12 protein-coding genes are annotated in these 13,295 nt (G+C 68.3%); 6 read left to right on the forward strand and 6 right to left on the reverse strand.

Annotated elements, in window-relative coordinates:
- Window positions 1-38: 38 nt before the first annotated feature.
- Window positions 39-1,760: a DEAD/DEAH box helicase gene (locus AC2EWF_RS16550; protein WP_483640490.1), complete on the reverse strand. Its 1,722-nt coding sequence runs from the start codon at window positions 1,758-1,760 to the stop codon at window positions 39-41.
- Between the two features lie 461 nt (window positions 1,761-2,221).
- On the opposite strand from AC2EWF_RS16550, the gene trxA reads away from it, so the two are divergent.
- The 4 genes from trxA (at window position 2,222) to AC2EWF_RS16570 (ending at window position 6,838) form a co-directional block, all read left to right on the forward strand.
- Window positions 2,222-2,548, forward strand: a complete 327-nt coding sequence (gene trxA, locus AC2EWF_RS16555) for a thioredoxin TrxA (protein ID WP_483640491.1) — start codon at window positions 2,222-2,224, stop codon at window positions 2,546-2,548.
- 157 nt (window positions 2,549-2,705) lie between these two features.
- Window positions 2,706-4,409 carry a transcription termination factor Rho gene (gene rho / locus AC2EWF_RS16560; protein ID WP_483640492.1) on the forward strand — a complete coding sequence of 568 codons (1,704 nt, stop codon included), beginning with the start codon at window positions 2,706-2,708 and terminating at the stop codon, window positions 4,407-4,409.
- 154 nt (window positions 4,410-4,563) lie between these two features.
- On the forward strand, window positions 4,564-5,346 hold the full coding sequence (locus AC2EWF_RS16565) for a hypothetical protein (protein ID WP_483640493.1): 783 nt from the start codon (window positions 4,564-4,566) through the stop codon (window positions 5,344-5,346).
- A gap of 124 nt (window positions 5,347-5,470) precedes the next feature.
- Entirely contained in the window at window positions 5,471-6,838 is a 1,368-nt protein-coding gene (locus AC2EWF_RS16570; RefSeq protein WP_483640494.1) for a glutamate--cysteine ligase, read from the forward strand.
- A gap of 56 nt (window positions 6,839-6,894) precedes the next feature.
- On the opposite strand, the gene dcp is transcribed toward AC2EWF_RS16570, so the two are convergent.
- From dcp to AC2EWF_RS16590, 4 genes are all read right to left on the reverse strand, one after another.
- Window positions 6,895-9,117 carry a peptidyl-dipeptidase Dcp gene (gene dcp / locus AC2EWF_RS16575; RefSeq protein ID WP_483640495.1) on the reverse strand — a complete coding sequence of 741 codons (2,223 nt, stop codon included), beginning with the start codon at window positions 9,115-9,117 and terminating at the stop codon, window positions 6,895-6,897.
- 155 nt (window positions 9,118-9,272) lie between these two features.
- Window positions 9,273-9,623: a hypothetical protein gene (locus AC2EWF_RS16580; RefSeq protein ID WP_483640496.1), complete on the reverse strand. Its 351-nt coding sequence runs from the start codon at window positions 9,621-9,623 to the stop codon at window positions 9,273-9,275.
- A gap of 58 nt (window positions 9,624-9,681) precedes the next feature.
- A complete protein-coding gene (gene bioD, locus AC2EWF_RS16585; protein ID WP_483640497.1) occupies window positions 9,682-10,359 on the reverse strand; it encodes a dethiobiotin synthase in 678 nt (225 codons plus the stop codon).
- A complete protein-coding gene (locus tag AC2EWF_RS16590) occupies window positions 10,356-11,027 on the reverse strand; it encodes a TMEM175 family protein (protein ID WP_483640498.1) in 672 nt (223 codons plus the stop codon). The genes bioD and AC2EWF_RS16590 overlap by 4 nt, the downstream gene beginning before the upstream one ends.
- 152 nt (window positions 11,028-11,179) lie before the next feature.
- Here AC2EWF_RS16590 and AC2EWF_RS16595 point away from each other — a divergent pair, with 152 nt between their 5' ends.
- The gene (locus AC2EWF_RS16595) at window positions 11,180-11,671 is read left to right on the forward strand and encodes a GAF domain-containing protein (RefSeq protein ID WP_483640499.1); all 492 of its coding nucleotides are present in this window, start codon (window positions 11,180-11,182) and stop codon (window positions 11,669-11,671) included.
- Between the two features lie 49 nt (window positions 11,672-11,720).
- On the opposite strand, the gene yihA is transcribed toward AC2EWF_RS16595, so the two are convergent.
- Window positions 11,721-12,353, reverse strand: a complete 633-nt coding sequence (gene yihA / locus AC2EWF_RS16600; protein WP_483640500.1) for a ribosome biogenesis GTP-binding protein YihA/YsxC — start codon at window positions 12,351-12,353, stop codon at window positions 11,721-11,723.
- 173 nt (window positions 12,354-12,526) lie between these two features.
- Here yihA and AC2EWF_RS16605 point away from each other — a divergent pair, with 173 nt between their 5' ends.
- Complete coding sequence (locus tag AC2EWF_RS16605) at window positions 12,527-13,246, forward strand: c-type cytochrome (RefSeq protein ID WP_483640501.1); 720 nt, start codon at window positions 12,527-12,529, stop codon at window positions 13,244-13,246.
- The last annotated feature ends 49 nt before the right edge of the window (window positions 13,247-13,295 follow it).

Genomic DNA, 13,295 nt, shown 5'->3' on the forward strand with positions numbered 1-13,295 from the left:
CCGAGTGGATCGGCGGGGCGACCGTTCAGTCGCTCCGCTCAGCGTCCCGTGAACAGCCGGGTCAGGCGACGGAACAGGCTGGGCTTGTTCGCGTGGGGGTGGTCGCCGGCGGTGGCGGCCACCTGGCGCGAGGGGCGTGCGCCAGCGGCCGCGACTGCCTCGTCCGGCGCAGTCGCGCGCGCGGGGCGACGCTCGCCGCGCGGCGGACGGCCGGCTTCCGCCGGCTTCGCCTGCGGCTGTCCCTGCACGGCGTTGGCTGCCACGTCGCCGCCCTCGCGGCGGCGGTTGCGGCCACCGCGCCGGCGGCGACGCTTGCGCTCGCCCTCGGCGACGGTTGCGGCGCCGTGGTTCTCTGCCACGGCGACCGGCGCGGCGGCTTCGGCCGCCGCCGGTTCGGGACGGGGCGCGCGCGGCGGCCGCGGCTCGTGCGTGCGGCTTTCGCGCGGCGCGCGTTCGCCGCTACGCTCGCCGCGGCGCGGGCGCCCGCCCTTCTTGTCGTCATGGCGCGGCTCGACGCGGTCGCCGAACGCGGCGCTGTCGGCGGCGGCGGCGGCGGCGAACTCGGCATCCACCTCGCGCGGCTTGGGCATCACCAGCAGTTCCGGTTCGATCGCCGCCACCGGGATGCTCTGGCCGATGTAGGCCTCGATGTCGGGCAGGCTCATCGCGTACAGGTCGCAGGCGAAGCTGACCGCGTCACCCTCCGCACCCAGACGGGCCGTGCGGCCGATGCGGTGCACGTAGTCCTCGGCGTCCTGCGGCAGGTCGTAGTTGAACACGTGGCTGACCGCCGGGATGTGCAGGCCGCGCGCCGCCACGTCGGTGGCGACGAGGATGTCGAGCTGGCCATCCTGGAAACGCTGCAGCAACTTCTGGCGCTTCAGCTGGGGCACGTCGCCGGAGATCGCGCCCACGCGGCAGCCGTGCCGTTTCACGCGCTCGGTGACGCGCTCGGCAGCGGCCTTGGTGTTGACGAAGATGATGCTGCGCGACGGCTGGTGCTTGTCGATCAGGTTCAGCAGCAGCGGCAGCTTCTCCTCCTTGGCCGGGAAATAGACCACCTGACGCACCTTGTCGGCGGTGACGTTGTCGCTCTCCACCACCAGCTTCTCGGCCTCGTGCATGTGTTCGTAGGCCAGCTCCAGCACGCGGTGGCTCAGCGTGGCGGAGAACAGCAGCACCTGGCGCTGCTCGCGCGCCGGCAGGCGGCGGAAGATGTAGCGCACGTCCTTGATGAAGCCGAGGTCGAACATGCGGTCGGCCTCGTCGATCACCATCACCTCGACGCCGTTGAAGCCGAACACCTGCTGCTTGTAGTAGTCGAGCAGGCGGCCGGGCGTGGCGATGATGATGTCGCAGCCGTCGTGCAACTGCTGGCGCTGCTTGTCGTAGTCCACACCGCCGTAGATCAGCGCGGTCCTCAGCCCGGTATGGCGGCCGATGTTGCGCGCGTCCTTGTCGATCTGGATCGCCAGCTCGCGGGTGGGCGCGATCACCAGCGCGCGCGGATCGCTGTCCTTGCGCTCGGCCACGGCGGGCTGGGTCAGCAGGCGGTTCATCAGCGCGACCAGGAAGGCGCAGGTCTTGCCGGTACCGGTCTGCGCCTGGCCGGCGACGTCGCGGCCGGCCAGCGCCACCGGCAGGGTCAGTTCCTGGATCGGCGTGCAGCGGGTGAAGCCGGCGTCGGCCAGGCCTTGCTGCAGCAGCGGATGGAGTTCGAAGTTGGTGAAGAAGGTATCGGTAAGTACGGTTTGCGACATGGAATGGAAAAGCCGGTGGGATGCGGGCATCGGCGTCATGGCCGGCCCGGCTCCGCCGCCGGGGGCGGCACGGAGCGAGTGGATGAGCGGCGCGTGGCGGCGTGCGGTGCACGGCAGGCGGGTCGGGCTTGCCTGCCGGTGCTCCGGGGTCGCACAGGGCGCCGAAACGGTGGCGGCGCAACCGGCAGCCCCGCTGGCATAGGCGAAACGACTCGACAGGCCCGTATGGCGCGTTTGTTTCGCAAACGCCTGAGCCGCCTCGCCTATGTCAACGGAACCGTCCGTTGCCGCCCTTGAATCGCTTGAATCGCGCCCCGAGTTACGTTGCAATGAGGCCCCGGGCCGCAATGACCAAAGCCCCTCTTTCCCGGTTCGACCCGCGCTTCATGGGCGCCCCAGTGTAGCTGATGCTGGCCGCGTGGTCGTCAATCCTTCCTTCCGCCCGTCTTTCGGAGATCCCGGTGAGCGACCTGATTACCCATGTGAGCGACGACGCCTTCGAGCAGGAAGTGCTGCAGTCCGACACCCCCGTGCTGCTGGACTTCTGGGCCGAATGGTGCGGTCCGTGCAAGGCCATCGCGCCGATCCTCGACGAGCTGGCCGGCCAGTACCAGGGCAAGCTGCGCATCGTGAAGCTCAACATCGACCACAACCAGAAGACTCCCCGCACCTACGGGGTGCGGGGCATCCCCACCCTGATGGTGTTCAAGAACGGCAAGGTCGAGGCCACCCAGATCGGCGCCGTCAGCAAGGGCCAGCTGGCCCAGATGATCGACAAGGCGCTCTGAGCGCCCCTGCACCCGCCGCCGCGCGCTTTACGGCCATGCGCGGCGGGTGCTAGATTGCTTGCGCGTCTGCCGGGATCATCCCGATCCCCCTGCTCCTTCCTTGGCGCGACGCACACCTTCCCTCCTGTTTCCCAACGGCGCCCCGCGAGGTTTGCCCGTGTCCGATACCGATAACACCACCCCGAACGACGCCGGCGGCGCCGAGAATCCGTCCGAGTCGCGTCCGCGCGCGCCGCGCCGCCAGTCGCGCGGCGCCAAGCCGGCCGCCAGCGAGGCGCCGGCAGCGACGACCGCGCCGCTGTTCGAGCAGCCCGCACCGGTGCCGCCGCCCGCCAACGCACCAGCCACGCCCGCCGGCGAAGCTGCCGCTCCGTCGGAGGCGCGCGCGCCGGGTCAGCCGCAGAACCCGCAGGGGCAAGGCCAGAACAACGGCAACAACCGCAACGCCGAGCAGCGCGAGGGCCGCGGCCGTCGCCGCCGCCACGAGCGCAACCAGCAACAGCGCCCGCAGGGCGGCGGCGGCAACAATCCGCGCTACAACAACCCGCACGGCCTGCCGATGGACGACGACAACGCCGATCCGGGTGCGGACGACCGCCTGATCAACCTCACCGAGCTGAAGCGCATGAAGGCGCCGCAGCTGCTGGCCTTCGCCGAATCGCTGGGCATCCAGGAAGGCGTGGCGCGCGCCCGCCGCCAGGACGTGATCTTCTCCATCCTCAAGGCGCACGCGCGCTCCGGCGGCGGCATCTGGGCCGAGGGCGTGCTGGAGATCCTGCAGGACGGCTTCGGCTTCATGCGCTCGGCCGACGAGTCTTACCTGGCCGGCCCCGACGACATCTACGTCAGCCCCAGCCAGATCCGCCGCTTCAACCTGCGCACCGGCGACTACATCACCGGTCGCGTGCGCCACCCCAAGGAAGGCGAGCGCTACTTCGCGATGCTGCGCGTGGACGACATCAACGGCGACCCGCCGGAGGCGTCCAAGAACAAGATGCTGTTCGAGAACCTCACCCCGCTGTTCCCGCGCAAGGCCTTCCGGCTGGAGCGCGGCAACGGTTCGAGCGAGGACATCACCGGCCGCATCCTCGACCTGGTCGCGCCGATCGGCCGCGGCCAGCGCGGCCTGATCGTGTCGCAGCCGAAGTCCGGCAAGACCATGATGCTGCAGAACATCGCCCAGGCGCTGCAGTACAACCACCCCGACGCGCACCTGATCATCCTGCTGGTGGACGAGCGCCCGGAGGAAGTGACGGAGATCGCCCGCACCGTGCGCGCCGAGGTGATCAGCTCCACCTTCGACGAACCCGCCGTGCGCCACGTGCAGGTGGCCGAGATGGTGATCGAGCGGGCCAAGCGCCTGGTCGAGCACAAGCGCGACGTGGTGATCCTGCTCGATTCGATCACCCGCCTGGCCCGCGCCTACAACACCGTGGTCCCAAGCTCCGGCAAGGTGCTCACCGGCGGCGTGGACGCGAACGCGCTGCAGCGCCCGAAGCGCTTCTTCGGCGCCGCGCGCAACGTCGAGGAAGGCGGCAGCCTCACCATCGTCGCCACTGCGCTGATCGACACCGGCAGCAAGATGGACGAGGTGATCTACGAGGAGTTCAAGGGCACCGGCAACATGGAAGTGCACCTCTCCCGCCGCATCGCCGAGAAGCGCGTCTACCCCGCCATCGACATCAACCGCTCGGGTACCCGTCGCGAAGACCTGCTGATCGAACCGGACATGCTGGCCAAGATCTGGATCCTGCGGAAGCTGCTGCACCCGATGGACGAGCTGGCCGCGATGGAGTTCATGCTCGACAAGATGAAGAACACCAAGTCCAACGACGAGTTCTTCAATTCGATGAAGCGCTGAGGGTTCGCCCTTCCGCGGGCATCAGCGACAAGGCCGGCCAATGCGCCGGCCTTGTCGTTTCCGGCACCGTGGACGACCCACCGCTTGCCGCCATCCACCGCCAGCCCCAGACTTGCCGCGCAAGACCTGCGGAAGCCACACGAGGAGACACAGAATGCTTGCTCGTTTCGCACTGATCGCCAGTGCGCTTTGTGTGCTGCAACCCGTCATCGCCGCGGAAACCGCACCTGCCGCCAGCAACCTTTGCCGCCAGGCGCTGCCCACGATCCGCGAAGTCTGGCTGCTGGATGCCTACGACGCGCCTCCCGCCGTCGCCGCCGTGATGGTCGACGCCATCGATGGCAGGCTGCCGCAGGTACGGCGGGGCCTGAGCGCGCTGCCCGTGGCCGAACAAATCCACTGGCGCCAGGTCGCCATGCTCACCGCCGCCAATGCCTACCAGCCCGCGGTGGTCGATGGCCTGCTGGACGATGGCGCCACTGTCGACGGCATGGCGCGGCTGCCACCGTTCAAGAGCAGCTTCGAGCATCGAACCGAAAGCGCCATGGCGCAGGATCCGCGCTTCGGTCCCCGCGCGGTGACCGGACTCAAGGCAGCCGGCCTCATGCGCAACGACGGAAATCTGGTCGGCCCCGCCCTGCTCGGTGCCGTCACGTGCGACGACGCAGCCACGCTCGACGTACTGCTGCGCCACCATGCCAACGTCATGGCGCGCGCAGCGCCCAACACCACCGACGCCCTGACCACCGCCGTCGTCGCCGGCCACGCCGGGATCGCGCAACGCCTGCTCGACCACGGCGCCAATGCCTGCGTGGACGATCGCCGCATCCGCAAACCCGGCGCCAGCCTGGCCAGCATCGGCCGCCGCCAGCATCTGTCGGCTGCGCTGGTGCAGCGACTGGCCTGTCCCGCGCCGACCGCCAACACCGCCCCCTGACGGGCTTGCGCGACACGGCGGCAACAACCACCTGTACCGCCGCGTACAAATATTTTCCGTCAACCCCTTTTCGTCGCCGCGCGGCGCCTCCATAGTCGGTGCCTCACCCTGCGAGGCCGTGCCCGTGTCCATACCCAGTGCCGTCAAGAGCACCCCGATCGCCGGCCGCCAGCAGCTCGTCGATTACCTCGCCGCCGGCGAGAAGCCGCGCGAAGCCTGGCGCATCGGCACCGAGCACGAGAAATTCGGCTTCCGCACCGACGATTTGAAGCCGCCCACATTCGAGGGCGAACGCGGCATCCGCAGCCTGCTGGAGGGCATTGCCTCCCGCCACGGCTGGGAGATTGCCCGCGAGGGCGAGACGCCGGTGGCGCTGACCCGCGGCAAGGCCAACATCACGCTGGAGCCCGCCGGCCAGCTGGAGCTCTCCGGCGCGCCGCTGGAAACCATCCACCAGACCTGTTGCGAGGTGAACAGCCACCTGGAGGAAGTGCGCTCGGTGGCCGACGGCATGGGGCTGGGCTTCCTCGGCATGGGCTTCCAGCCGAAGTGGCGGCGCGACGAGATGCCGTGGATGCCCAAGGGCCGCTACAAGATCATGCGCGAGTACATGCCCAAGGTCGGCAACCTGGGCCTGGACATGATGACGCGCACCTGCACGGTGCAAGTGAACCTGGATTTCTCGTCCGAAGCGGACATGATCAAGAAGTTCCGCACCAGCCTCGCGCTGCAGCCGATCGCCACTGCGCTGTTCGCCGACTCGCCGTTCACGGAAGGACGTCCAAACGGTTACTTGTCCTACCGCTCGCACATCTGGACCGACACCGACGCCGACCGCACCGGCATGCTGGACTTCGTGTTCGCGGACGGCTTCGGCTACGAGCGCTACGTCGACTACATCCTCGACGTGCCGATGTACTTCAGCTACCAGGACGGCAAGTACATCGACCTCGCCGGCCAGGACTTCAAGCGTTTCATGGCCGGCGAACTCGCCGCATTGCCCGGCACCAAGGCCACCATGAAGGACTGGGCCGACCACCTCACCACCGCCTTCCCCGAAGTGCGGCTGAAGCAGTACCTGGAAATGCGCGGCGCCGACGGCGGCCCGTGGAACCGCCTGTGCGCACTGCCCGCGTTCTGGGTCGGCCTGCTCTACGACGACGAGGCGTTGGACGCGGCGTGGAACCTGGTCAAAGACTTCACGATGACCGAGCGCCACGCCCTGCGCGACGGCGTGCCGAAGCAGGCGCTGCACCTGCCGTTCCGCCGCGGCACGGTACGCGACCTCGCCAGCGAGACGCTGAAGATCGCCGCCCACGGCCTTGCGCGCCGAGGCCAGCTCAACCGCAATGGCGCCGACGAACGCATCTACCTCGAACCGCTGATCGAAATCGTCGAGGCCGGCCAGACGCCTGCCGAACGCAAGCTGGAGCTTTTCCACGGCGCGTGGGGCGGCAGCGTGGATCCGGTGTTCAGGGAATTCGCGTACTGAACACCCACGAAAAAGGCCGGCGACGCCGGCCTTTTTCGTGACGCACGCATGGCGCCTTATTTCTTCTTCGGTGCGTCCTTCAAGCCGCGATTGATCAGCATCGGCTCGATGCTGGGGTCCTGGCCACGCCAGTCCTTGTAGAGCTTGGACAATTCCTCGGTGTTGCCGCGCGACAGGATCATGTCGCGGAAGCGCTGGCCGTTCTCGGCGGTGAGGCCGCCGTGCTCCTTGAAGTCCTGGAACGCGTCGTCGGCCAGCATCTGCGTCCACAGGTAGGCGTAGTAGCCGGCGGAATAACCGTTGCTCCAGATGTGCAGGAAATAGCTCGAGCGATAGCGCGGCGGCACGTAGCTCAGGTCCACGCCGTCCTTCTTCAGCGACGCGGCCTCGAACTTGTCCGCGTCCTGCTTGGGCGCGTCGGCGCCGAGCATATGCCAGTTCATGTCGAGCATGGCGGCGGCGACCAGCTCGGTCATGTCGTAGCCGCTGTTGAACTTGCCGGCCTTGCGCATCTTGTCCACCAGGGCCTGCGGCATCGGCGCGCCGGTCTGGTAGTTCTTGGCGAAGTTGGCGAACACTTTGGGATCGGTGGCCCAGTGCTCGTTGAACTGCGAGGGGAACTCCACGAAGTCGCGCGCGGTGGCGGTGCCGGACAGGGTGGGGTACTGCTCGTCGGCGAACATGCCGTGCAGGGCATGGCCGAACTCGTGGAACATGGTGATCACGTCATCCCACGACAGCAGCGCCGGCTGGCCCGCCGCAGGCTTGGTGAAGTTGGCGACGTTGTAGATCACCGGCTTGGTGCCGAGCAGCCTGGACTGCTGGACGAAGTTGTCCATCCAGGCGCCGCCCTGCTTGTTGTCGCGCTTGAAGTAGTCGCAGTACCACAACGCCAGCGACTTGCCGTCCTTGTCGAACACCTCGAACACGCGCACGTCCGGGTTGTAAACCGGGATGTCGTGGCGCTCCTTGAAGGTGAGGCCGTAGAGCTGGTTGGCGGCGTAGAACACGCCGTTCTTCAAGACGTTGTCCAGCTCGAAATACGGCTTGATCTGCGACTCGTCGAGGTCGTACCTGGCCTTGCGCACCTGCTCGGCGTAGTACTGCCAGTCCCACGGCTGCAGCTTGAAGGTGGGCTGGTGCAGCGCGGCCTGGTCCTTGTCGATCTGCGCCTGGATCTCGGCGGCTTCCTGCTTCACACGGGCCACCGCGGCGGGCGCCAGCTTGTCCATGAAGCCCATCACTGCTCCCGGCGTCTTCGCCATCTGGTCCTGCAGCGTCCACGCGGCGTAGTTCGGGAAGCCCAGCAGCCTGGCTTCCTGCGCGCGGATCTGCGCGAGCTGCTCGATGATGTCGCGGGTGTCGTCGGCGTTGCCCAGCTCGGCGCGGTTCCACGATGCCTCGTACAGCGCCTTGCGGGTGGCGCGGTCCTTGAGACTCTGCAGCGCCGGCTGCTGGGTGGTGTTCTGCAGCGTGATCACCCACTTGCCGGCAAGCCCGCGATCCTTGGCGGCCTGCGCGGCGGCGGCGATGTCCTCGTCGGACAGTCCGTCCAGCTTGGCCTTGTCGTCGACCACTAGCGCACTGTCCTTGGCGGCGGCGAGCAGCTTGCTGTTGAACTGCGCCTCCAGCGTGGATTCCTGCTGGTTGAGTGCCTTCAGCCTGGCCTTGTCGGCGTCGGACAGCTTGGCGCCGTGCTGCACGAAGCTGCGGTAAGTCACCTCGACCAGGCGCAGCGACTCGGGATCGAGCTTCAGCGTGGCACGCGCGTCGTAGACCTTCTGGATGCGCGCGAACAGCTTGCCGTCGAGGTACTTGGCGTCGTCATGCGCGGCCAGCTTCGGCGCCTCCGCTTCCTGCACCTTCTGCAGCACATCATCGGTGTTGGCCGCGGTGACGCCGTTGAACACCGCCATCACCCGGTTGAACAGCGCCCCGGACTTCTCCAGTGCCACGAAAGTGTTCTCGAACGTGGGCGGCTCGGGGTTGTCGGCGATCTTCTGCCACTCGGCGAGCTGGTCGGCCATACCCTTCTCGATCGCCAGCTGATAGTCGCTGTCCTTGATCTTGTCGAACGGCGGCGCCTGGAACGGCAGCGTGCTGGTGGTGAAGAACGGATTGGCGGCATTGGCATCGGCCACTGGCACGGCGGCACTGGCCGCCCTGGCCGGCGCGGTGGAAGCCGGTGCCGGCGCGGACTTGCCCGCCTCGTTCGAACCCTGCGAACAGGCAGCGAGGGCGATGCTGGTGGCGACGACGATCATGCGTGGACGGAACATGCTGTATTCCCGGTCGGTGCGCCGTGAGGCGGCGGAGTGAAATGGCGGCCGCCGACTGTAGCGATACCGTGCCGGGTTTTGCCAGCCGCAGCGCGACGAAACTTCGTGCGGGACGGCGCGCGCCGTCCCGGCCACGCAGGGATCTGGACAGGCCCTTAGCCCGGGCGCACGTCGCGCAACTGCCACGCCGCGCCGATCAGCCAGTTCAGGCGCTGGCGCAACAGGCTCATCGGCAGGCTGGTCTGCACGTCCACCTCGACATGCAGATCGGCCACCTTGGCATGCACCTGCGCCTGCGCATCGGTAGCCCCCAGCGCGGGATCGACCTCGTCGGGCTCCGGTTGCCGCGCGCGCCAGCGCTCGAACAGCGCCGGACTGCGCAAGGCCTCCTCCAGCGCGGCGGCGAAATCGGCGGGCCCGGCGCCCTCCCAACGCAACGCGGGATCGCTGCCGCGCGCACGGGTGAGGTCGGCGACGGAAAGGTAGTAGTGGTTGCGGCTGCTCATGGCGCCCCCTTGTGCCTGTTCGCCAGCATGCGCAAGCCGCGGCATGCCGGATGTGAATTCAGGCGAGCAATCCGGTGAGGTCGAGCCCACCGGCGGCCTGCGCCGGCGCCACGCTGTGCGGCAGCACGCCGAGGCAAGGCGCGGGCAGCAGTTCGCGCAAGGTGGCAAGGTTCTCCTCCACCGCGTCCATCGCCGGGTCGATGCGGTTGCCGATCCAGCCGGCGAGGCGGCAACCGTCGGCCAGGATCGCCTCGGCGCTGAGCAGGCTGTGGCTGAGGCAGCCCAGCCTGAGGCCCACCACGAAGATCACCGGCAGCTGCCACGCCTTCGCGATGCCGGAGGCGAACAGCCCCGGCGCCAGCGGCACGCGCCAGCCGCCCACGCCCTCCACGACCACGACGTCATGGTCGGCGCAGAGCGCGTCGAACGCGGCACGCAGGGGCGGCAGGGTGATCGTCACGCCCTCGTGCGCAGCCGCCAGGTGCGGCGACAGGGGCTCACGCAATGCCAGCGGATTGCTCAACGCATAAGGCGGCAACGGCGTGCTGCTGGCGGCGCGCAGCGCCAGCGCATCCTCGTTCTGCAGGCCGTGCAGGGTCTCGATGCAGCCGCTGGCCACCGGCTTCATGCCGGTACTGCGCAAACCGCCGGCACGCAGCGCATGCAGCAGTGCGCAGCTGGCGTGGGTCTTGCCGATGCCGGTATCGGTGCCGGCGACGAACAGCATCATGCTCATCCTGCGGGATGCCTACGCTTGTACCAGTTGATCGCCGGGCCGATCAGCCCGAGCAGGCCATATTCGAAGCCCGCAAGTGGCGCCAGCCCCTCTGGGAGCAGCAGCGCGCTCAGCGCCGAGAGCAAACCGACCGCGGCGGGAACCGCCCACGCCACCATCCGGATGGCGGCCCGCCGCTGCTCCTCGCTGCCCGGGGGCCACAGGCGTGCGGCATGCCGGAACAGCAGGGTCAGGGTGCCGGCCATGGAGGTATAGGCAAGCCCGTAGCAGACGAACATCGTCCGCGCGTCGCTGGACAGCCGCACCGCGATGTCGCCGGAGAGCACGCCCCCGCTCACGCTGTAACAGGCCGAACCGTACACCATGTGCAGCGGATAGACGAAGATCAGCGCAAAGAACACCAGCAACAGCGACAGCAGCAGGCCCGTGCGTGTGGACCGTGTGCACAAGTGGCGCCACTGCACGTGGCCGTGCCACATCCAGGCGATCTGGGCGAAGCACAGCGCCGCCGCCGGCACGCCGGCCAAGATGTGCAGCAGCTTCTCTGCGGTGTTCGGGATGGTTTCGCCGCCGATGGCCAGCAGGGTCAGCGTGAACGCAAACGCGCCGTCCACGAACATGTCCAGCCGCCCCGCCTCGATGCCCTCGCGATGTTCGACCAGGCTCATGCTCCATCCTCATCCGGGCGACCCGCGCATAATACGGGTTCGGCGTTCGAATCGTCGTTCGACCGGACTGCGTTCGGCGAGGTCACGGCGACACCCGATCCATCGGCTCGCGGCAGCCGATCAACTCCAACCCCCGATTACACAGGCGCACCATGTTCGAACTGAAAACGCAGACTTACGCGAACAAGCGCGAGCACTATGCCGACCTCGCTCAGCAGGCGCGCGGCCTGCTTGCCGGCGAGCGCGACCTCATTGCGAATGCCGCGAACTTCTCCGCGCTGGTGTTCCACAGCCTGCCCGGGCTCAACTGGTGTGGCTTCTACCTGTACGACGGCAAGGAACTCGTGGTCGGCCCGTTCCAGGGCAGGCCGGCCTGCATCCGCATCGCGCTGGGGCGGGGAGTGTGCGGCACCGCCGCGCAGACGCGGCAGACCCAGGTGGTGCGCGACGTTAACGCGTTCGACGGCCACATCGCCTGCGACGCCGCCTCGCAGTCGGAAATCGTGGTGCCGCTGGTGAAATCCGACGGCAACTTGCTCGGCGTGTGGGACGTGGACAGCCCGCACGTGGCGCGTTTCGACGAGGAGGACCGCACAGGCATGGAGGCGCTGTGCGCGGTGTTCATGGACGCGCTCGCGGGTTAGATCGCGCTTCTCCTCGGGACTGCGACGATCTGCCGCTGCGGGAAAAGCGTCATTCGCGCGGCGTGCGCAGCAGCTCCACCACCCGCTCGCGGGCCTCGTCCACGCCGGTGCCGGCGGGCGAGGAGAACACTTGCGCGGTGGCATGCAGGCCGTCCGGAAAGCTCTTGCGCATCGCCGCCAGCGCCTGCGCGGCCTGGTTGCGCGAGAGCTTGTCGGCCTTGGTCAGCAGCAGGTGGCAAGGCAGGCCGGTGGCAAAGCAGAAGTCCAGCATCATCCGGTCGAACTCCTTGAGCGGATGGCGGATATCGGCAATCAGCACCACGCCGCGCAGGCTCTGCCGGCGGTGCAGGTAGGCGTCGATTTCCTGCTTCCAGTGCGCGCGCAAGTCCTCCGGCACCTTGGCGTAGCCGTAGCCCGGCAGGTCGATCAGGCGCGCCGCGAGCGGCGGCGCGCCCTCGCCCTGCACCAGCGGCGGCAGTGCGAACGCCACCATCTGCTGGGTGCGCCCGGGCGTCTTCGAGGTGCGTGCCAGGCCCTTGTGGTTGGTGAGCGCGTTGAGCGCACTGGACTTGCCCGCGTTGGAGCGGCCGGCAAACGCCACCTCGGCGCCCAGGTCGGCAGGCAGCTGGCTGATGCGGTGGGCGGCGAGCACGAAATGCGCGCCTTGCAGCGGGTTTGGCATGGTTTGACCGGAGCGCGAAGGCACGTGGATAATCCGATGGTTTCTGCCCGTGGCGCCGATACCGGCAAGCGGTGGCAGCCTTCGACAGTTTCCGAGAGGGGAAGTGTATGGGTTTTCGGTTCGCAGGTTTTCGACCCGTCGTGCTGGGCTCTACCGCAGTCCTGATCTTCGCCATGGCGGCAGGCACGGCGATGGCGCAGGATTCCGCCAAGTCGACGGCTGCTCCGGCCAAGGCCGCCACGGCTGCGCAACCTGCCTCCTCCACGGCCGCGCTGGGCACCGCCCAGGCCGCGGTGAAACCCGGCGACGCCACGGCAGGCCAGGGCAAGGCCGCCGCCTGCGGCGCCTGCCACGGCATGGACGGCAACTCCACCGATCCGCAATACCCGAAGCTGGCCGGACAGAGCGAGCAGTACATCGTCCGCCAACTGGAGAACTTCAAGAGCGGCCGGCGCCAGAACCCGATCATGCTGGGCATGGCCACGCCGCTGTCCGAGCAGGACATGCACGACATCGGTGCCTACTTCGCCAGCAAGACCGCGCTGCCGGGCGTGGCCGACCAGGCGCTGGTCGAGCACGGCCAGCAGCTGTTCCGCGAGGGCGACACCAAGCGCGGCATCCCCGCCTGCATGGCCTGCCACAGCATCGACGGCCGCGGCAATCCCGGCGCGATGTACCCGCAGCTGCAGAGCCAGCACGCGCAATACGTCCAGGCCACGCTGAAGGCCTGGCACGACGGCGCCAGCTGGGGCACGGATGCGCACTCGCAGGTCATGCCCTCCATCGCCAAGAAGCTGGACGCGGACGACATCGCCGCGCTGGCCAGCTACATCGAAGGCTTGCACACGGCCACCGCGGCGGATCTGCAGAAGCCGAAAGCCGCCACGCCCTGATCCTTCACGGATGCGTCGGCGGCACGCCGGTGCGTCCGCATCCCGTGCC

This window comes from Rhodanobacter sp. sgz306013 (assembly GCF_057031145.1).